19 protein-coding genes and 2 tRNA genes are annotated in these 18,623 nt (G+C 71.5%); 3 read left to right on the forward strand and 18 right to left on the reverse strand.

The annotated features are described in order from the left end of the window. Nucleotides 1-142: 142 nt before the first annotated feature. Nucleotides 143-215, reverse strand: a tRNA-Ala gene (locus ABR737_RS16210). 176 nt (nucleotides 216-391) lie between these two features. On the opposite strand from ABR737_RS16210, the gene ABR737_RS16215 reads away from it, so the two are divergent. Next, entirely contained in the window at nucleotides 392-1,735 is a 1,344-nt protein-coding gene (locus ABR737_RS16215) for a glycosyltransferase 87 family protein (protein WP_350250884.1), read from the forward strand. 138 nt (nucleotides 1,736-1,873) lie between these two features. Here the strand turns inward: ABR737_RS16215 and ABR737_RS16220 are convergent, their stop codons facing one another. The 9 genes from ABR737_RS16220 to ABR737_RS16260 all read right to left on the reverse strand — a co-directional run bounded on the left by ABR737_RS16220 (nucleotide 1,874) and on the right by ABR737_RS16260 (nucleotide 7,226). Beyond that, a complete protein-coding gene (locus tag ABR737_RS16220; RefSeq protein ID WP_147245244.1) occupies nucleotides 1,874-2,107 on the reverse strand; it encodes a hypothetical protein in 234 nt (77 codons plus the stop codon). A 3-nt stretch (nucleotides 2,108-2,110) separates the two neighbouring features. Then, on the reverse strand, nucleotides 2,111-2,359 hold the full coding sequence (locus tag ABR737_RS16225; protein WP_350257160.1) for a hypothetical protein: 249 nt from the start codon (nucleotides 2,357-2,359) through the stop codon (nucleotides 2,111-2,113). Nucleotides 2,360-2,712: 353 nt separating this feature from the next. Next, nucleotides 2,713-2,785, reverse strand: a tRNA-Ala gene (locus ABR737_RS16230). Nucleotides 2,786-2,897: 112 nt separating this feature from the next. Further along, nucleotides 2,898-3,551, reverse strand: coding sequence for a histidine phosphatase family protein (locus tag ABR737_RS16235; protein ID WP_350256803.1), 654 nt, complete (start codon nucleotides 3,549-3,551; stop codon nucleotides 2,898-2,900). Continuing rightward, nucleotides 3,548-3,982: a ribosome silencing factor gene (rsfS, locus tag ABR737_RS16240; protein ID WP_350250885.1), complete on the reverse strand. Its 435-nt coding sequence runs from the start codon at nucleotides 3,980-3,982 to the stop codon at nucleotides 3,548-3,550. Before rsfS ends, ABR737_RS16235 begins: the two co-directional genes overlap by 4 nt. 264 nt (nucleotides 3,983-4,246) lie before the next feature. After that, nucleotides 4,247-6,109, reverse strand: coding sequence for an LCP family protein (locus ABR737_RS16245; RefSeq protein ID WP_350250886.1), 1,863 nt, complete (start codon nucleotides 6,107-6,109; stop codon nucleotides 4,247-4,249). A gap of 24 nt (nucleotides 6,110-6,133) precedes the next feature. Beyond that, nucleotides 6,134-6,745: a nicotinate-nucleotide adenylyltransferase gene (gene nadD, locus ABR737_RS16250; protein ID WP_350250887.1), complete on the reverse strand. Its 612-nt coding sequence runs from the start codon at nucleotides 6,743-6,745 to the stop codon at nucleotides 6,134-6,136. Between the two features lie 51 nt (nucleotides 6,746-6,796). Continuing rightward, the gene (locus ABR737_RS16255) at nucleotides 6,797-6,958 is read right to left on the reverse strand and encodes a hypothetical protein (RefSeq protein ID WP_350250888.1); all 162 of its coding nucleotides are present in this window, start codon (nucleotides 6,956-6,958) and stop codon (nucleotides 6,797-6,799) included. Between the two features lie 118 nt (nucleotides 6,959-7,076). Next, nucleotides 7,077-7,226, reverse strand: a complete 150-nt coding sequence (locus tag ABR737_RS16260; RefSeq protein WP_164993054.1) for a hypothetical protein — start codon at nucleotides 7,224-7,226, stop codon at nucleotides 7,077-7,079. 153 nt (nucleotides 7,227-7,379) lie between these two features. On the opposite strand from ABR737_RS16260, the gene ABR737_RS16265 reads away from it, so the two are divergent. Next, a complete protein-coding gene (locus ABR737_RS16265) occupies nucleotides 7,380-8,471 on the forward strand; it encodes a M48 family metallopeptidase (protein WP_350250889.1) in 1,092 nt (363 codons plus the stop codon). Here the strand turns inward: ABR737_RS16265 and ABR737_RS16270 are convergent. The 5 genes from ABR737_RS16270 to proB all read right to left on the reverse strand — a co-directional run bounded on the left by ABR737_RS16270 (nucleotide 8,468) and on the right by proB (nucleotide 13,621). Further along, a complete protein-coding gene (locus ABR737_RS16270) occupies nucleotides 8,468-9,592 on the reverse strand; it encodes an SCO2583 family membrane protein (RefSeq protein ID WP_350250890.1) in 1,125 nt (374 codons plus the stop codon). The two genes, ABR737_RS16265 and ABR737_RS16270, sit on opposite strands and share 4 nt — an antisense overlap. Before the next feature lie 108 nt (nucleotides 9,593-9,700). Beyond that, nucleotides 9,701-10,363 (reverse strand): SCO2584 family spore wall biosynthesis protein, encoded by a 663-nt coding sequence (locus tag ABR737_RS16275; protein ID WP_350250891.1) that lies wholly within the window; start codon nucleotides 10,361-10,363, stop codon nucleotides 9,701-9,703. A 62-nt stretch (nucleotides 10,364-10,425) separates the two neighbouring features. Beyond that, a complete protein-coding gene (locus ABR737_RS16280; protein ID WP_350250892.1) occupies nucleotides 10,426-11,694 on the reverse strand; it encodes a glutamate-5-semialdehyde dehydrogenase in 1,269 nt (422 codons plus the stop codon). A gap of 72 nt (nucleotides 11,695-11,766) precedes the next feature. After that, nucleotides 11,767-12,261, reverse strand: a complete 495-nt coding sequence (locus ABR737_RS16285) for a DUF8830 family protein (protein WP_350250893.1) — start codon at nucleotides 12,259-12,261, stop codon at nucleotides 11,767-11,769. Between the two features lie 235 nt (nucleotides 12,262-12,496). Next, entirely contained in the window at nucleotides 12,497-13,621 is a 1,125-nt protein-coding gene (gene proB, locus ABR737_RS16290) for a glutamate 5-kinase (protein ID WP_350250894.1), read from the reverse strand. Nucleotides 13,622-14,061: 440 nt separating this feature from the next. Here proB and ABR737_RS16295 point away from each other — a divergent pair, with 440 nt between their 5' ends. Beyond that, complete coding sequence (locus ABR737_RS16295; protein WP_350250895.1) at nucleotides 14,062-16,149, forward strand: hypothetical protein; 2,088 nt, start codon at nucleotides 14,062-14,064, stop codon at nucleotides 16,147-16,149. A gap of 146 nt (nucleotides 16,150-16,295) precedes the next feature. On the opposite strand, the gene obgE is transcribed toward ABR737_RS16295, so the two are convergent. The 3 genes from obgE to rplU all read right to left on the reverse strand — a co-directional run bounded on the left by obgE (nucleotide 16,296) and on the right by rplU (nucleotide 18,502). Further along, entirely contained in the window at nucleotides 16,296-17,732 is a 1,437-nt protein-coding gene (obgE, locus tag ABR737_RS16300) for a GTPase ObgE (RefSeq protein ID WP_350250896.1), read from the reverse strand. A gap of 177 nt (nucleotides 17,733-17,909) precedes the next feature. Then, nucleotides 17,910-18,167, reverse strand: coding sequence for a 50S ribosomal protein L27 (gene rpmA, locus ABR737_RS16305; RefSeq protein WP_085925635.1), 258 nt, complete (start codon nucleotides 18,165-18,167; stop codon nucleotides 17,910-17,912). 14 nt (nucleotides 18,168-18,181) lie between these two features. Beyond that, nucleotides 18,182-18,502, reverse strand: a complete 321-nt coding sequence (rplU, locus tag ABR737_RS16310; protein ID WP_006605648.1) for a 50S ribosomal protein L21 — start codon at nucleotides 18,500-18,502, stop codon at nucleotides 18,182-18,184. Nucleotides 18,503-18,623 lie beyond the last annotated feature (121 nt).

Raw genomic sequence — 18,623 nt, forward strand, 5'->3', positions numbered from 1 at the left:
CCGGGGCGCCGGACGGCCAGAACACCCGGCCCGCGGACACATACGGCGAAGCGAGCACACACGAGGGAGCCGTCGCACACAACGGAGCGGGCGCACGCAACAGAGCGGGCCGTCCATATCGGACGACCCGCTCCGTTCTCTGTGGAGCTAAGGAGAATTGAACTCCTGACCTCCTGCATGCCATGCAGGCGCTCTACCAACTGAGCTATAGCCCCGTATTCTGTTGCCCGCCCGGCTCCCCGCTGCGGCATCGCCTACATTACACGGACCTCCCCGGCTTCTGCCAAATCGTTCTGCCCGGGGCCCCCGGCCGTTCTGCCCGGCTCCCTCGGCGCGACGCGCGGTACTGTCGGCACGCCGTGCCCGATTCGTCCTGGGGGAGCCGTACGCCGTGACCGCGCTGGAGCTGGAAGCGCCCACCGACCCCCGCGGCGCCCGCCCCGGCAGGGGCCTCGTCCGCCGGCACCCGACCCGCGCGGCGGCCCTCGCCTGCCTGGTCTCGTTCACGGCCTTCTGGATCGCGCAGCGCCTCGCCCACGTGACGATGCTCGACCTCATGGTCTACCGCGCCGAGGGTTTCACGGTCCGCAACGGCGGGTCCCTCTACGACATGGTGGCGACCTCGGCGCACCTGCCCAACACCTACCCGCCCTTCGCGGCGCTGCTGTTCACCCCGCTCACCCTCCTCGGCGTCCCCGCGATGCGCACCCTCGCCACGGCCGGCAACCTCGTGCTGCTCCTCGCCGTCGTCCACCTCTCGCTGCGGCTGGCCGGCCGGCCCCGGTGCCTGCCCGGGCCGGCCGCGACGCTCGCGGTCTCGGCGCTGCTGGTGTGGTGCGAGCCGGTGTGGACGACGCTGCGCTACGGCCAGATCAACCTGCTGCTCGCCGCGCTCGTGCTGTGGGACCTGACCCGCAAGGACACGTACCGGCTCGCGGGTACCGGCATCGGCCTCGCGGCCGGCCTCAAGCTCACCCCTGCGCTGTTCGCCGTACTCCTCGCGCTGGCCGGCGCCGTCCGTGCCGGGCAGCTGCTCCGCTCCGGCGCGGGCGCGCGCGCCGCCTGGAACCCTTGGCTGCGGCAGGCCGTCGTCGCCACCGCCACGTTCCTGGCCACCGCCCTCCTCTCCGCGCTCGCGCTGCCGCGTGACGCGCACCGCTTCTGGACCGAGATCGTCTTCGCCGCCGACCGGGTCGGCGAGGTGGAGATCACCGCGAACCAGTCGCTGCGCGGCGCCCTCGCACGGCTGCTGCACACCCACGATCCGGGCCTCGCCTGGCTCGTGGCCGCCGGCCTGACCGCGGCCCTCGGCCTCGCTCTGGCGGCCGGGTCGCTGCTGCGCGGGCAGCGCGCCTGGGCGGCCGTCGCCTGCGCGGCGACCGCGCTCCTGGTCAGCCCGATCTCCTGGTCCCACCACTGGGTGTGGTGCGTACCGATGCTGATCCTGCTCGGCTCCGAGGCGCTGCACCGGACCGGGACCGCCGCCCGGCGCCGGTGGGCGGTGGCCACCGCACTGGGCCTGCTCTTCTCCTCGTTCGCGCTGTGGTGGGTGCCGCACCGCTGGCACCACCACGAGGAACTGCACCAGAACGGCGTCCAGATGTTGCTCTCCGACGTCTATCCGCTCGCCGGCCTTGCGCTGCTGGCGCTGACCGGGGCCCGGCTGTGGCGGCTCACCGGACGACCGGGGCGTGGCGGCTCACCCCGGAGGGTCGGCGCCGGCAGTGGTACGTGAACCGACCGCCCGCGCTACGGAGTTGCGCAGGGGCCTCTCGGCACTAAGCAGGGACCTCTCGGCACCAAGGGGACCTTTCGGCTCCCCCGCCGGCGCACACATGCCGCCGTGTCGTCACCGCCGCCCGGCGGCCCCCGCTCAGGCCGTCGCGAACGAGTAGAAACGCTTCAGCGTGCAGTGCTCTTCCAGCAGCCGTCCGTAGATCGGCTCCCCGTCGAGCTCCCGGTAGGTCTCGATGGGGTCGCCCTTTATGACGAGGGCGCGGGCGCATTCCTCGCACCAGTACTGGTAGTCGGCGTTGACCGGTTCCATGTCGCGGACAATCGGCGTACCGCTGCCGCACCAGTCACATTTCCTGCTGTGGGCGCCCATCCATCAGCTCCAACTGCGGCCGCAGGCCGTACAAACGAAGGAAATGTCCCCGTCGTCACCCAGCGCCTGCGCCACATGGGAGGAGTCGCAGGAGGGGCACCGCAGAGCGGAACCGTCCTCGCCGCCGACTGCGGGAAGGGGCTCGTCCACGGGGCAGGTGAAGCGGAGCGCATACTCCGGCAGCCAGTCATCACCCTGCGCCGCGGCCACTTCGAGCAGGTCATTGACCTCCTCGAGGATGCTCGTGGGCATCGCGATCTCTCCTCCCCTGCCGGCGCCGTCCGATTCTGCCACGGACGACGGACCGGGTCAGGTCCGCCTTCTGGCCATAGCGGCGAACTCCCTGCGGCCTGCCAACGGCGCTTTCGCCCGGTGGCGTTGGCGTACAGCCCCTGTGGCCGCCCTGCGCGGCATCACGGCCTCACGGGCAAGCCGTACTCCGCGGGCCCCGGCCAACGTCATACGGAGCCCTGCCCGCCCTGCCCGCGCGGCCCGGCTGCCCGGCCTCCCTGCGATCACGCACCACACAGAGATCACACACCACACGAAGATCCCGCAAAACGCAGAGATCCCGCCTCCGTCTGGAGGCGGGATCTTCCGGGCTGTGGAGCTAAGGAGAATTGAACTCCTGACCTCCTGCATGCCATGCAGGCGCTCTACCAACTGAGCTATAGCCCCGGGTCTTGTTCCGCTCCCCCGGGTTTCCCCCGGCGGCGCCGCGAACAAGAAGAACTTTAGCCTGCGACCTGCCCAGATGTGAAATCCGGTCGGCCGGGGGCGCCCGGCGGGCTCAGTCGTCGTCGCCGAGCACCGGCTCCGGCAGGGTGCCGGCGTTGTGCTCCAACAGGCGCCAGCCGCGTGCGCCCTCTCCCAGTACGGACCAGCAGCAGTTCGACAGACCGCCCAGGCCCTCCCAGTGGTGGGCCTCCAGGCCGAGCAGCCGCCCGATGGTGGTGCGGATCGTGCCGCCGTGGCTGACGACGACCAGGGTGCCGTCGTCGGGCAGCTTCTCGGCGTGGCCGAGCACCACGGGGGCGGCCCGGTCGGCGACCTCGGTCTCCAGTTCGCCGCCACCGCGCCGCACCGGCTCACCGCGCTTCCAGGCGGTGTACTGCTCGCGGTACTGCGCCAGGATCTCGTCGTGCGTCAGCCCCTGCCAGGAGCCCGCGTAGGTCTCCCGCAGAGCCGCGTCGTGCGTGACGTCGATGCGGGTGAGCGCGGCCAGCTCGCTCGCGGTCGCCGAGGCCCGCTGCAGGTCGGAGGCGATGATGGCGTCCGGCCCCAGGGCGGCGAGCAGGCGGGCGGCGCGGCGCGCCTGGCCGAGGCCCTCCTCGGTCAGCTCGATGTCCGTCGACCCCTGGAAGCGGCGCTCCAGGTTCCAGGCCGTCTGGCCGTGCCGCCAGAGGACGATGCGGCGGCCCCGGCCGCCCTTGGTGCCGTTCAGCGCAGCTCTCCGTCCTGCTCGCCCGCCGTGGCCTCGACGTGCTCGGCGGCCTTGCCGCGGGTGGCCTTGGCCTCCTCGGGGAGGTCGATCTCGGGGCAGTCCTTCCACAGGCGCTCGAGCGCGTAGAAGACACGCTCCTCGCTGTGCTGGACGTGCACCACGATGTCGACGTAGTCGAGCAGGACCCAGCGGGCCTCGCGGTCGCCCTCACGGCGGACCGGCTTGGCGCCGAGTTCCTTGTTGAGCCGTTCCTCGATCTCGTCGACGATCGACTTGACCTGGCGGTCGCTGGGCGCCGAGGCCAGCAGGAAGGCGTCGGTGATCGAGAGGACGTCGCTGACGTCGTACGCGATGATGTCGTGCGCGAGCTTGTCGGCCGCGGCCTGGGCGGCGGCGTTGATGAGCTCGAGGGAACGGTCCGTGGCGGTCACAAGCGGCTTTCCGGGTCGAGGGCAGCCTCTCCGGCCGGGCAGGGGCGGCTAGCTCACCGCTGAGTCGCGGCGCGCGCCGCAGTCCCCGTGGACGACCGGATCGGCGGTCAAGTACCCCTCAAGGGTCTCACGGACCATCGACACTCCCGACTGGGTTTTCGAACCAGTGGGTCGGTTCCGGTGTCCGGGCAGGTCAGAGCCGCTTTCGGGGAGGTGCGCCCCCGCCGGTGGAGACCGACGGGGGCGGACGCATCGTGCCGGCCGTCAGCCCTTGTAGTCCTGTCCCAGCACCACCGTGATGTCGGCGTTCGAGGCGCCCTTGCCCTGCGTGACCACGCTCGCCGGCAGCCCCAAGGTCTTGGCGACCTCCGCGGCCCTGGCCTTCTGTGCGGCGTCCGCGTAGGTGATCCGGGACCTGGCGGCCGCGCCCGCGGTGCCCGCGTCGACGAAGCTGTAGCCGCCGTTGAGCAGCGCGACCTGCGCCTTGTTGGTGGCGGCCTTGTTGCCGGTGGCGTTGCGCACGGCGACCCGGGCGGTCGCGTCGGGGGCGGTCTTCTTGACCGTGCCGCCGAGCACGTCCTTGACCATGCCGGCCGCGGCGGCCTGGCTGAGCGTGCCGTTCGCCTGCACGGGCAGCAGCGTCGTGCGGTACGCGCCGGTCTTCGCCAGCTCCGCCCGCTGCGCCAGCGAGCTGCCCAGCTGGCCCTCGGTGAGCGGCGGGTCGAGCACCTGCAGCAGCGACTTCACGGTGGCCGTGGCGCCGTCGGCGTCGCTGGAGACCTTCTTCAAGGTCGCCTGCATGACCTGGCCGAACCGCTGCAGCTGCCGGGTCTGGGGCTCGCCGGGCGCCTGGTAGGTGGCGTAGGCGACGGCGGCCTGGCCGTTCAGGTCCTGGGCGCTGCCCTGCTTGACGACCGGGGAGGCGCCCTTCTTGGCGCCGGGCACGGTGGCGTCGGTGTCCAGCGTGATCCCGCCGACCGTCTCGACGAGGTTCTCCAGATACGGCGTGTCAAGCCGCCAGCTGGCCTTGAGGTCGGCGCCCAGGAGGCTGTTGAGGGAGTCCCGGGTCGGCTCGGTGCCGTCGTCCTTGACGGACTTGCCGAGCGTCGTGCTGCTGCCGTCGTCCTTCGGGACGACGAGGCTGTTGGGCAGGAGGACGGTGGTGCCCTTGTGGGTGGTCTCGTTGTCCGCCAGCAGCGCCGTGGAGCTGTTCCCGGACTTGGTGTCCCGCAGATGGACGACGAGGACGTCGCGCTTCTGACCGGCGGCCGCGGCCGCCTGGCCGGTGCCGGGACCGGCCAGACCGGGCAGCTTGCCCGCCCACCACAGATAGCCGACGCCGCCGGCGACCAGCAGGGCCAGCACGACGGACAGCGCGACGATGCGGCTGCGGCCGCGCCGCTTGGCCTCCTCGCGCCGCTCGGTGCGGCTCTCGGTGAACTTCAGCCAGTCGATGACGTCCTCGGAGTCCTCGTCCGGCTCCTCGATGAAGGAGAACTGCTCGGTGCGGTACTCCGGGTCCTCGCCCGAGGGACCGGGCGCACCGGCCGCGCCCGGCTCCGCGCCGTCGTCCGCCGGGGCGCGGCGCCGCTCCGGCGGCCGCGGCGGCTGGTCCTGGCGCTGCGGAGCGGGCTCGTCGTAACGGGGCCCGTCGGCGTAGGAGGCCTGCTCGTACGGGGACTGCTGGGCCTGCTGGGGGATCCACTCCTGCTGGTGCGGCTGCTGCTGAGGAGGCTGTTGCCGAGGCGGCTGCTGGGGCTGGGCGTACGGGTCGTACTGCTGCGGATAGCCGGGCCGGTCCTGCACCTGCGGACGGCCGTACGCGTCGTAGCCGTACTCCGCCTGTCCCTGGTGCCCCTGATGCTCCTGGTATCCCTGGTGGCCCTGCGGGGTCTGGCTGCCGCCGCCCTGGTAGCCGCCGTAGGGGTCATAGCCCTCGTAGGCGGAGGGGGCGGTCTGCTGCCCGTAGGCGTCGTAGTGCTGCTCGTACGACGACTGAGCGGCTTCGCGGTACACCGGCTGCCCGTAGGCGTCGTAGGTGTAGCCCGTATGCCCCTGCTGCTCCTGGCCATAGGGGTCGTGGGCATACGGGTCCTGCGGCCCGTACGGATCCTGTCGGTCGCTCACCGGTGCCCCTTTCCGTCAGCCCCGTCAGCGGTCGTTGCGGTACAGCTGTTTTTTGTCGATGTAGCGCACCACACCGTCCGGCACCAGGTACCAGACCGGATCCCCCTGGGCGACGCGCGTCCGGCAGTCGGTCGAGGAGATGGACAGCGCCGGCACCTCGACCAGGGACACCGCCCCCGCGGGCAGCCCGGGGTCCGCGAGGACATGGCCGGGCCTGGTCACCCCGATGAAGTGGGCGAGCGACACCAGTTCCGCGGCATCGTGCCAGGTCAGGATCTGGCTGAGCGCATCGGCGCCGGTGATGAAGAACAGATCCGCGTCACGGTGCTCGGTCCGCAGGTCACGCAGCGTGTCTATGGTGTACGTCTTGCCGCCGCGGTCGATGTCGATGCGGCTGACGGAGAACTGCGGATTCGACGCGGTCGCGATGACCGTCATCAGATACCGGTCCTCGGCCGGGGACACCTTCTTGTGGCTCTTCTGCCACGGCTGTCCCGTCGGCACGAAGATGACCTCGTCGAGGTGGAACTGGCTGGCCACCTCGCTGGCGGCGACCAGGTGTCCGTGATGGATCGGGTCGAACGTGCCGCCCATCACTCCGAGTCGCCGCTTCACGGGCCCTGTGTGCTCTCCCATGCGTGCAGACCCTACTGGGCTGTGCGCGATGCCGGAGGCCGGGTGCCGGGCTCAGCGGTCCCGGTTGAAACGGGTGGTGATCCAGAGCAGGAGGAGCAGGACAAACAGGGCGCCGCCGCCGGTCACGAAGGGGCTGAGGCTGGCGTGACCGCCCTCGTGTCCGGCGTCGGCGGCGAGGGAAACCAGGGACTGTGCGGTGGTGTGCAGGCTCATCGTCAGCAGGACCAATCCGGGCTGGGGTCGGGCAGAGACTTCCACCACATCGTAAGCGCCGCCTCACCGCGGGCTCACGGCGACTCCGCCCGGAGGCGTCCTGGCCGTGCGCGGGAGGTCAGTCCTGGCCGTAGCCGCGCAGCAGGAACCAGGCGAGCAGGCCGGCGCCCACGAAGCCGACGACGATCACGGTGCGCAGGATCCATCCGGGTCCGCCGTCCCTGGCGGTCTCCTGGGCTGCGGCGAGCAGCACGCTCGGATACGGCATGACGGTGCGCTCCCTCGGGTACGGCCCGTGCGGTCATCTGTACGGGCCCGTGCGGTCATTGGTGCGATCGCCAGCGTACGCCCGAGCATCCATTCTCCTGTCGGTGGCGTCCTCTACTGTGAAACACACGCAGTCGAACAGGGGGAGGCCCCAATGACGGAGAGCCCAGGCGGCAGCGCGAACGTTCCGAGCCGGGACCGGCGGCGATTCCCCGGAATCTCGTCGCGGTCGTACGAGCACCCGGCGGACCGCTCGGCGCTGGTGGCGCTGCGCAAGCTGAGCGGGTTCGACACCGTCTTCAAGACGCTCAGCGGCCTGTTGCCGGAGCGCAGCCTGCGGCTGCTGTTCCTGTCGGACTCGGTGCGGGTGGGCGAGCAGCAGTTCGCGCACCTCAACGACATGCTGCGCGACGCCTGCTACATCCTGGACCTGGAGAAGGTCCCGCCGATGTACGTCAATCAGGACCCGCAGCCCAATGCCATGTGCATCGGTCTGGACGAGCCGATCATCGTGGTGACGACCGGTCTGGTCGAGCTGCTGGACGAGGAGGAGATGCGGGCGGTCATCGGCCACGAGGTCGGGCATGCGCTGTCCGGGCACGCCGTCTACCGCACGATTCTGCTGTTCCTGACGAACCTGGCCATGAAGGTCGCCTGGATCCCGCTGGGCAACGTCGCGATCATGGCGATCGTGACCGCACTGCGCGAGTGGTTCCGCAAGTCGGAACTGTCCGCCGACCGCGCCGGGCTGCTGGTCGGCCAGGATCTGCAGGCCTCGATGCGCGGACTGATGAAGCTGGCCGGCGGCAATCATCTGCACGAGATGAACGTCGACGCCTTCCTCAAGCAGGCGGACGAGTACGAGGCGGGCGGCGATCTGCGCGACTCCGTGCTGAAGATCCTCAACCTGCTGCCGCGCAGCCACCCGTTCACGACCGTACGGGCGGCCGAGCTGAAGAAGTGGGCGGAGAGCCGCGACTACCAGCGGATCATGGACGGCCACTACCCGCGCCGGGACGAGGACAAGGACACCTCGGTCTCCGACTCGTTCCGGGACTCCGCGGCCCACTACGCCGACTCGGTGCGCAACAGCAAGGACCCGCTGATGGGCCTGGTGCGCGACATCGCGGGCGGTGCGGGCGATCTGGGCGGCAAGCTGCGCGACACGGTCTTCCGTGGCGGCGGCCGCCACGACGGCCAGGGCGGCAGCAACGGCTCCGGTGGGGACGACCGCCCGGCCTCCTAACGCAGCGGATGGCGCGGCTTCGGCTGGGCGGCGGGCGCCAGCTCACCGCAGAGCGAGGGGTTGGCCCGGTCCCTGGCGTAGGGGTCGGTGCCCCGGGGCCGGTCCTGGCCGGCGTGCTGTCCCGCGAACAGCGGGCGCAGCGCGTCGGCAGGCCGCGAGGAGCAGGCCAGCGGCCCGGCCTGCAGGCCGCTCTGCACGACCTCCAGGCGGTGGTCGTTGAGGTTCTCCCGGCTCAGCCGGAAGTGCACCTCACGCCGGACGGTGACCAGCGAGGCGGCGCCCGGAGTGGGCTTGCCGACGCCCTGGCCCGGGGTGTTGGCCGGCGCGCCGGGGGCGGGCCGGACGGCGTAGACGAAGGTGTAGTCGGCGGTGACGTCGAGCGCGTCCGGGCTCAACTCCGACGCGGCAAGCGTGCCGTTGACCCGTACGTTCCGGTCGGCGAGCCGGGTCTGCCGGGGGTCGAAGCGGATCAGCCACCCGGTCGCCGCGTCGTGGCCGTTGTCGTCGGATCGCGCCAGGCTGCGGTCGAACTGGTCGAGTTGGCCGGTGTCGAGCAGCAGCCGTACGGGCCGTACGGATCCGCCGGTGAGGGTGGCCGGGTCCAGCGAGGACCGGACGAGGTAGTCCTTCGCCACGGTCAGGGCGGCGACGATCTGGCCGTCGGAGAAGTGCTCGGTCCGGGTGACGGGGGGCAGATTGACGCCCGCGGCGCCGATCCGGTAATTGGCCGCGGGGCTGTGGGCGAAGAGGTCTCCCGGCGCCGCTCCGGGTACCGCCCCGGCCGGCGCGAGCGGCACCACCGCGGACCGCAGCGGCTGCGCCCGGACCGTCTCCGGGGTTTTGTACGGATGGCGTACGCCCATGTAGACGGCGGTGCCGAAGGCGAGGACGATCAGCAGCACCAGCAGGACGGCCTGCCGTGAGCCGCCCAGCCGCATCCAGGCGTGCCGGGTCTTGACGGCCGGCGAATGGTGCTCGCCCAGCCGCTCGTCCGCGGAGAATTCCTGCAGTCGCGCAGCCCGCACAAACGATTCGTCGAAGACGACGGATCGGTATTCGTCCTCACCGCCTCCCGGGGCGCCGTTGGGCGTCCCTTCGGGAGGGTCCCCAGGCCCGGTCATACAACAAGAGTAGGTCGGCCGGGGCGAAGGTAAACGCCGGGGCGGCGGGCAACTTCACCGGACGATTCCGTTTCGAAAACGCGTTTTGCGGGCACGGCGCACACCGCGTCAGTGCGGCCTGGGCACCGCCGGGAACGACGGGCGCAGGGGCTCGGCCGACGGCAGCGACGGCAGGCCGGGGCCAGCCGTGCGGACGCTGTCCACGACGCCCGTGGCGGGGGCGTCCACGCCGCTGGACGTGGGCACCGGTGCCGGGCTCTGGGTCCGTCCCGAGGAGCCGCGGTAAACGGCGCTGAAGGCCAGCGCGACCAGCCCGATGCCCATCACCACGGCCAGCACCCAGGCGACGGGGCGGTGCCAGCGGGTACTGCTGCGGTAGGGGCGCAGCGCGCCGCCGTAGGGGCCGTACGGGCCGTAGGGCGGGTAGTCGCCGAACTCACTGTCGTCGTCGTACTCGGCGTAGTCGGTGTACCCGTCGAAGTCGTCGCTCCCCCGGACGCGGCGGTGGCGGCGCAGGCCGGTCTCGTCCGGGTCGTCGCCCTCGGGGCCGAAGCCGGGTCCGGAGCGGGCCGCCTCGGCCTCCGCGCGCGCCTCGGCGGCGGCGAGCATCCGCTCGACCGCCGAGGGTTCATGAATCTGCGCCGACCGGACGAATTCCTCGTCGAAGACCACGGAGGCGAATTCTTCGTCCGCTTTTCCGTGGCTCCCGTGGTGGTGCTCGTCGGGCTCTTCACCGTCCGGGAACGGCTTGCCCCCCACGTCGTCCGGCACCCGTCCAGGTTAGCCCCGGGCGCTCATTTTGGGCAGGGAGAACGGGGAATCCGGGGGACGCTTCAGCGGGTGTGGCCGTCTCCCGTCAGGATGTACTTGGTGGAGGTCAGCTCGGGCAGTCCCATCGGGCCCCGGGCGTGCAGCTTCTGCGTCGAGATGCCGATCTCCGCGCCGAAGCCGAACTGGCCGCCGTCGGTGAAGCGGGTCGAGGCGTTGACCGCGACGGTGGTGGAATCCACCACCTGGGTGAAGCGGCGGGCGGCGGCCTGTGACGTGGTGACGATCGCCTCGGTGTGACCGGAGGTCCAGCGCCGGATGTGGGCCACCGCGGCGTCCAGGTCGGGGACCACGGCGGCCGCGATGTCGTACGAGAGGTACTCCGTCGCCCAGTCCTCGTCGGTGGCGGGGGCGACCAGCCCGGGGCCGGCCTGCTGCCAGGCGGCGTCGCCGTGCACGATCACGCCGGCCTGGGTCAGCGCCTCCAGGGCCCGCGGCAGGAACTTCTCGGCGATCCCGGCGTGCACCAGCACCGTCTCGGCGGCGTTGCAGACGCTGGGCCGCTGGGTCTTGGAATTGACCAGGATGTCGAGGGCCATGTCGAGGTCGGCGGCCTCGTCGACGTAGACGTGGCAGTTGCCGGTGCCGGTCTCGATCACCGGGACCGTGGACTCCTCGACGACCGTACGGATCAGGGACGCGCCGCCGCGCGGGATCAGCACATCGACCAGGCCGCGGGCGCGCATCAGCTCGCGCACCGAGTCGCGGCTCTCGCCGGGCACCAGCTGCACCGCGTCGGCGGGCAGCCCGGTGCTCTGTACGGCGTCGCGCAGCACGTCCACCAGGGCGCTGTTGGAGGCGTACGCGGAGGACGAGCCGCGCAGCAGCACCGCGTTGCCGGACTTCAGGCACAGGGCCGCGGCGTCCACCGTCACATTGGGCCGGGCCTCGTAGATGATGCCGATCACCCCGAGCGGGACCCGGACCTGCCGCAGGTCGAGGCCGTTGGGCAGGGTAGAGCCGCGCACCACCTCGCCCACCGGGTCGGGCAGCGCCACGACCTGGCGGACGTCCGCGGCGATGGCCGCGATCCGCTCGGGGGTGAGGGTGAGCCGGTCCACGATCGATTCGGCGGTGCCGGCCGCCCGTGCCTTGGCGATGTCCTCGGCGTTGGCAGCGACGATCGCGTCGGTCCGCTCCACCAGGGCGTCGGCGATGGCGAGCAGCGCTGCGTCACGGGCCGTACGCGGCTGCGGCGCCAGGACGGCGGCGGCCTCCCGCGCGCGGCGGGCGGTCTCGAGGACGGGCGAGGTGTGCGATGCGCTGCTGGTCATGGCGGCAGCCTAACGGGGCGGCGGGCCGCGGCCACGCCGTATCTCACAGCGCGGGACGCGGACGACCGCGGGTCAGAAGGGGTGGACGCCGACCGGTGAGGCAGGGGGCGGACCGTAACCCTCCGCTACCCGCTGGTGGTAGGTCTCGCGGTCGATGACCTCCAGGCCGACAATCTCCCACGGCGGCAGCTTGGCCGTCGAGCGGTGCTCGCCCCACAGCCGCAGCGCGACCGCCGCGGCGTCGTGCAGGTCCCGCGCCTCCTCCCAGTAGCGGATCTCGGCGTGGTCGTTGGCGTAGCGGCTGGTCAGCAGGAAGGGATGGTCGTGGGCGAGCTGTTCCAGGGCGCGGCGGACCTCCTTCAGCGGGGCCTCGGCGCCCGAGACGCTGAGGGTGATGTGCCACAGCCGGGACGTCTCGCGCTGCACGGCGTCCGGTCCGCGCTGTGCCGCCCCGTCCCGCCGGGCGCCCCGCTCGTCCGGCCGGCCGGTGTCCTCGCCGGTTCCGACGCTGGTCAGCGTGCGCTCCGCCGTCCCTCGGGGCAGCGTCTCTGGGCGCCCTCGTCTCACCGGCGGCCTCCTGTGATGCGAATCGCTCCGCCCTCGGGGGTGCGGAGCCTCGTACGTCGGCGGGTGCGCTCGCGCGCTGCGGGTGCCGCCCCCCACGGCGTCCCCGCAACAAAGTTGACCAGCCCGCGGCCCGTCGCGGGGGCGTTTTCCCCAAGGTCTCCACGGAAAGGCCGGTCTCCGCACCGCGTGGTGGGAGGGGTTCACGGAGCGTGACGACGTCGGCCGGAGGGCGGCCTCAGGGGTGGAGCAGCACCAGATCGTCGCGGTGCACGACCTCCCGCTCATAGGCGGGGCCCAGCTCGCGGGCGAGATCGCGGGTCGAACGGCCCATCAAACGGGGGATTTCCCTCGCATCGAAATTGACTAGCCCGCGCGCGACCGCGCGGCCCCCGGCGTCCCGCAGCTCGACCGGGTCACCGGCGGAGAACTCACCGTCGACCGAGGCGATGCCGGCCGGCAGCAGCGAGGAGCGCCGTTCGACGACGGCCCGTACGGCGCCGTCGTCCAGGACGAGGGCGCCGCGCGGCGTCGAGGCGTGCGCGAGCCACAGCAGCCGGTCGGCGGAGCGGCGGCCGGTGCGCAGGAAGTGGGTGCCGGTCGAGCCGCCGGCCAGCGCGTCCGCGGCGTGCACGGCGGAGGTCAGGACGACCGGGATGCCGGCCGCGGCCGCGATCCGGGCCGCCTCGACCTTGGTGACCATGCCGCCGGTGCCGACCCCGGCCTTGCCCGCGCTGCCGATGGAGACGCCCTCCAGGTCCTCGGGGCCACTGACCTCCGCTATCCGGGAGGTACCGGGGGCGGACGGGTCGCCGTCGTAGAGGCCGTCCACGTCCGAGAGCAGGATCAGCAGGTCGGCGCGGACGAGGTGGGCGACCAGGGCCGCCAGCCGGTCGTTGTCGCCGAACCGGATCTCGTCGGTGGCGACGGTGTCGTTCTCGTTGACGATCGGTACGGCGCCCATGGCCAGCAGCTGGTCGAGGGTCCGGTAGGCGTTGCGGTAGTGGGCCCGTCGGCTGGTGTCGTCGGAGGTCAGCAGGACCTGGCCGACCCGGCGGCCGTAGCGGGCGAAGGACGCGGTGTAGCGGGCGACCAGCAGGCCCTGGCCGACGCTGGCGGCGGCCTGCTGCCGGGCCAGGTCGCGGGGCCGCTTGGCCAGCCCCAGGGGCGCCAGCCCGGCCGCGATCGCTCCGGAGGAGACCAGCACGATCTCCTTGTCCTGGTGCTTGGCCAGCACATCCACCAGCGCGTCCACACGGTCCGCGTCCAGCCCCCCGGCGGCCGTGGTCAGCGAGGACGAGCCGACCTTCACCACGATCCGGCGAGCGTCCTTCACGTCCTGCCTTGCGCCTGCCACCTGCATACCCCTGTGCTCGCCGATCCCACCGCCGTACGGGGGATTACTGCCGACCCGCACCACGGCCCTACGGGCGCAATCTACGGCAGGGCGGACCCCGGGCGCTTCGTGATATTGCCTGGCGGACGCCCTGCGGGAGGGGACCGGCCGGCCGGGGCGCCCGGCGGAGGGCGCAGAATAGGGGCCGAAATGCCGGGCCTTGCTTCCGTGCCTTTCCCCGCCCGCGCGGTTTTCCTTAAGAGGGAAGCCGAGGCCAAGAGGTTGCGTTCGATTGGTCCGCTTTCGCGGTGATGAGAGCCACAGCAGATTGTCACCAAGGCCAACAAGGTCATACGGTCGGGTGTCCATCGGTCCCGTTTCGCCGCTCCGGCGGTGTCGCAGCGCGGGACCCGGCCGCCCCCCTCGGCCTCCCCTTTGACCTTTCGTGCTGCCAGGAGCCCTCCCCCGTGCCTTCCGCCGGAATCGCCCCCCGCCGAGCCGTACAGCTCGCGGCACTCTTCGCGATGATGGTCGCGTTCACCGCCCAATTGGTCGGTGCACTGCTGCCCGTCATCCCGCTGTTCATCGCCGCATCCGTGGTCAACCTGGGTCTCGACCTGGTCCTCCAGCACAAGCAGCCCGGCCTGCTCGCGGTGCTCGGCCGGATCCGGTTCGATGTCACGGTGCGCCAGTTGCTGCGCGACATGCTGATACTGGTCGGCCTGCTGCACATCGACGGCATCAACCCGCTCGAGGAGCAGGCGCCGCTCACCATCACGCTGCTCCTCTTCTACGGCACCCACTTCGTGTGCCAGGCGGTCGCGGTGCTGGTCCGCAGGACCCGCAGCCTGCCGTTCGTGACCCGCAACATCGACGCGAGCGCGCTGCGGCTGTGCGACGCCCCGCCGCGCATCCTCTCCCGCCAGACGGGCCGGCGGCTGCTGCGTTTCTCCGTGCCCACCACGGTCGGCATGATGCTCACCTCGATCACCACCGACGCGTACTGGGGCGGCATCGGCCTGGCCGTCTCCCTGACCCTGTCCGCCGGCGGCACCCTCTACCTGGGCACCTGGCTGCTGCCCAAGAAGCGGGTGGCCAGCGAGAAGCAGGCCCTGGCGTGGCTGGACAACTGGCTGGCCGAGTACCGGCCGACGGTCGGCATGTACTTCTCCGGCGGCTCCTCCTCCGCCTACCAGGCCAACATGTGGCTGAGCACCCTGGCCTCCCTGGACGGCAACCCGATCATCGTGCTCCGTGAGCGCTTCATGGTGCAGAAGATCGAGGCCACGGACGTGCCGATCGTCTGCATCCCCAAGGTCGCCAACCTGATGCGTCTGGAGCACTCCACGCTCAAGGTCCTGCTGCACCCGGCGAACTCCGGCAAGACCTCGCAGATCCTGCGCATCCCCTCCATCAAGCACGCCTTCACCAACCACGGCGAGAGCGACAAGCTGTCCTCCTGCAACCCGTACGCCAAGGCGTACGACGAGGTGTGGGTGGCGGGCCCGGCGGCCCGTGACCGCTACCAGCTCGCCGACATCGGCGTCGAGGACAAGGACGTCATCGAGGTCGGCCGCCCCCAGCTGGCCCCGATCCAGCCGTACACGGGCGCCCCGGCCGGCCGGATGACCACCGTGCTGTACGCCCCGACCTGGGAGGGCTGGGACGGCAACCCGGGCAACACCTCGGTGATCCTGGCGGGCGAGAACATCGTCCGCGAACTGCTCGCCGACGAGAACGTGCAGCTGCTGTACAAGCCGCACCCGATGACCGGTTCCGTGGACCCGCGCGCGGGCGCCGCCAACACCCGCATCCAGGCGATGATCACGGAGGCGAACACCCGGCGCAGCGGGGAGCGGCCCGGCCCGGAGGCCGCCGCCGAGCTGGCCCGCCGCGCCGAGGAGCTCAATGCGCTGACCACCTCCGCGTTCCGCAAGAGCGCGGACGAGCTGGAGCGGATGGGGCTGCAGGGCACCCCCGAGGAGGGCCGCGCCGCCGCCGTCGAAGCGGCCGTCACCGCCTGGGAGGCGGCGTACTGGAACTCCTTCCCCCGGTGGGAGCACCGCGTCATCACCACCGCCCGCCCCGGCATCTTCAGCTGCTTCAACCAGGCCGATGTGCTGATCAGCGATGTCTCCAGCGTGGTCTCCGACTACCTGAGCAGCGAGAAGCCGTACGCGGTCGCCAACACGTCGGGGATGAGCGAGGACGACTTCCGGGCGAACTTCCCGACGGTGCGGGCCGCGACGATCCTCACGCCCGGGGCGCAGGAGGTGGCGGGCCTCCTCGACGCGGTCCGCAACCCGGAGCAGGACACCCTGGCCGCCGAGCGGGCCGAGCTCAAGGAGCACCTGCTGGGCCCGTCGGACCCGCCGTCGTCGGTCCGCTTCAACCAGGCGGCGCTGGAGCTGGCCGCGAAGGCCGACGAGCGGCGCATCCGGATGGAGAACCGGCTGTCCGGTATCCCCGGGCAGCGCTCGCAGGAGGACATGGACGCCTCCGAGGCGGCCGGGCACGAGGCCAGCGGCGCCTCGGACACCACGGCCGCCGTCTAGGCCGCAGCGGGCCGCTCACGGCTTCAGCCGCGGCGCACGGCAACGGACAACGGGGAAGGCCCCCGGGAGGAGATCTCCCGGGGGCCTTCCCCGTTTGCTGCGGCGGCGGTGCCAGGGCGGTCCGCCCGGCGGACCGCCCCTCGGCCTCAGAAGGGCTTGAAGCCCTCGTACTCCTGGTCGGCCTCGTCCCGTGCCAGGTCCCGGTCCCTGCGGCGCTGCGCGGCCGGCCGGGGCGCCTCCATACGGTGGTCCTCGCCACGACGGCCCAGCATCTCCGCGCCGGCGGCCATCATCGGCTCCCAGTCGAAGACGACCGCATTGTCCTCGGGACCGATGGCGATGCCGTCGCCCGCGTGCGCGCCCGCCTTGCGCAGTGCGTCCTCGACGCCGAGACGGTTGAGGCGGTCGGCGAGGTAGCCGACGGCCTCGTCGTTGTTGAAGTCGGTCTGCCGGATCCAGCGCTCGGGCTTCTCGCCGCGCACGCGGAAGAAGTTCTCGCCCTCTTCCGTGACCGTGAAGCCGGTGTCGTCGACGGCCTGGGGCCGGATGACGATACGGGTGGCTTCCTGGACGGGCTTGGCGGCGCGGGCCTGGGAGACCACGTCGGCGAGCGCGAAGGACAGCTCCTTCAGGCCCATATGGGCGACCGCGGAGACCTCGAACACGCGGTAGCCGCGCTCCTCCAGGTCGGGGCGGATCATCTCGGCGAGGTCCTTGCCGTCCGGGACGTCGATCTTGTTGAGGACGACCATCCGGGGCCGGTTGTCCAGGCCGCCGTACTGCTTCAGCTCCTCCTCGATGATGTCGAGGTCGGAGACCGGGTCGCGGTCGGACTCCAGGGTCGCGGTGTCCAGGACGTGCACCAGCACCTCGCAGCGCTCGACGTGCCGCAGGAACTCCAGGCCCAGGCCCTTGCCCTGGCTCGCGCCGGGGATCAGGCCGGGGACGTCCGCGATGGTGTAGACGGTCGAACCGGCCGTCACCACACCGAGGTTGGGCACCAGGGTGGTGAAGGGGTAGTCGGCGATCTTGGGCTTGGCGGCGGAGAGCACCGAGATCAGCGAGGACTTGCCGGCGCTCGGGTAGCCGACCAGTGCGACGTCCGCGACGGTCTTGAGCTCCAGCACGATGTCCCGGGCCTCGCCGGGCACGCCGAGCAGCGCGAAACCGGGGGCCTTGCGGCGGGCGGAAGCCAGCGCGGCATTGCCGAGACCGCCACGGCCGCCCTGGCCGGCGACGAAGGTGGTGCCCTGGCCGACGAGGTCGGCGAGCACATTGCCCTCGCGGTCCAGGACGACGGTGCCGTCGGGGACCGGCAGGACCAGGTCCTCGCCGTTCTTGCCGGAGCGGTTGTCGCCCGCGCCCGGCTGGCCGTTGGTGGCCTTGCGGTGCGGGTGGTGGTGGTATTCGAGAAGGGTGGTGACGTCCTGGTCGACGACCAGGATCACATCGCCGCCGCGGCCGCCGTTGCCGCCGTCCGGGCCGCCCAGCGGCTTGAACTTCTCCCGCATCACGGAGGCCACGCCGTGGCCTCCGTTACCCGCGGCGACGTGCAGCTCGACGCGGTCCACGAAGGTGGTCATGGTGGGGGTGCCTCCAGATAACTACGGGTATGTCGCTGTACTGCGCGCACGTCTTCGCCCTGCGCGCATGTCTCTGTACTAACACGCAAGGGCGGACCGGCCTTCCCGCTCGCGCGGGAGAAGGCGGTCCGCCCCTGAGTGATGCTGATGCTGAGCTATCGCCCGGTCAGGCCGTGATTACTCGGCGACCGGAACGATGTTCACGACCTTGCGGCCACGGTGGGTGCCGAACTGCACCGCACCGGAAGCCAGGGCGAACAGGGTGTCGTCGCCGCCGCGGCCGACGCCCGTGCCCGGGTGGAAGTGGGTGCCACGCTGGCGGACCAGGATCTCACCGGCGAGGACGGCCTGACCGCCGAAGCGCTTCACGCCGAGCCGCTGAGCATTGGAATCGCGACCGTTCCGAGTGGACGATGCGCCCTTCTTATGTGCCATGTCTCCTCAGTCCCTTACTTCGCCGGAGCGTCGATGCCGGTGATCTTCAGCGCCGTGTGGAGCTGGCGGTGGCCGATCCGCTTCTTGTAACCGGTCTTGTTCTTGTACTTCTGGATCCGGATCTTGTCGCCCTTGTGGTGGTCGACGACCTCGCCCTGGACCTTCACGCCGGCCAGGACCCACGGGTCGCTGGTGACCGAGTCGCCGTCGACAACCAGCAGCGTGGAGAGCTCGACGGTGTCGCCGACCTTGCTGGTGGAAATGCGGTCAACCTCGATGACGTCGCCAACAGCAACCTTCTGCTGGCGTCCGCCGGTGCGCACGATCGCGTACACGCGGAACTCTCTTTCGCTAGGAACGGATCCTCTGATGCCAGCCGCTCACACGGGCTCGGGATGGGGCCCGTGGAATCCGAGTGGACGAGCGGCCTCCCTCGGCGGACCGAGAGGTGTTTGC

The sequence above is a fragment of the Streptomyces sp. Edi2 genome (assembly GCF_040253635.1).
Taxonomy (GTDB): domain Bacteria; phylum Actinomycetota; class Actinomycetes; order Streptomycetales; family Streptomycetaceae; genus Streptomyces.

Excerpts from the sequence above, each read along its gene's own strand:
- ABR737_RS16220 (WP_147245244.1), bottom strand. The coding sequence starts at position 2,107 with ATGGGCGCCCACAGCAGGAAATGTGACTGGTGCGGCAGCGGTACGCCG.
- ABR737_RS16225 (WP_350257160.1), bottom strand. The coding sequence starts at position 2,359 with ATGCCCACGAGCATCCTCGAGGAGGTCAATGACCTGCTCGAAGTGGCC.
- nadD (WP_350250887.1), bottom strand. The coding sequence starts at position 6,745 with ATGGGAGAGCACACAGGGCCCGTGAAGCGGCGACTCGGAGTGATGGGC.
- ABR737_RS16255 (WP_350250888.1), bottom strand. The coding sequence starts at position 6,958 with ATGAGCCTGCACACCACCGCACAGTCCCTGGTTTCCCTCGCCGCCGAC.
- ABR737_RS16260 (WP_164993054.1), bottom strand. The coding sequence starts at position 7,226 with ATGCCGTATCCGAGCGTGCTGCTCGCCGCAGCCCAGGAGACCGCCAGG.
- ABR737_RS16265 (WP_350250889.1), top strand. The coding sequence starts at position 7,380 with ATGACGGAGAGCCCAGGCGGCAGCGCGAACGTTCCGAGCCGGGACCGG.
- ABR737_RS16270 (WP_350250890.1), bottom strand. The coding sequence starts at position 9,592 with ATGACCGGGCCTGGGGACCCTCCCGAAGGGACGCCCAACGGCGCCCCG.
- ABR737_RS16280 (WP_350250892.1), bottom strand. The coding sequence starts at position 11,694 with ATGACCAGCAGCGCATCGCACACCTCGCCCGTCCTCGAGACCGCCCGC.
- proB (WP_350250894.1), bottom strand. The coding sequence starts at position 13,621 with ATGCAGGTGGCAGGCGCAAGGCAGGACGTGAAGGACGCTCGCCGGATC.
- obgE (WP_350250896.1), bottom strand. The coding sequence starts at position 17,732 with ATGACCACCTTCGTGGACCGCGTCGAGCTGCACGTCGCCGCGGGTAAC.
- rpmA (WP_085925635.1), bottom strand. The coding sequence starts at position 18,167 with ATGGCACATAAGAAGGGCGCATCGTCCACTCGGAACGGTCGCGATTCC.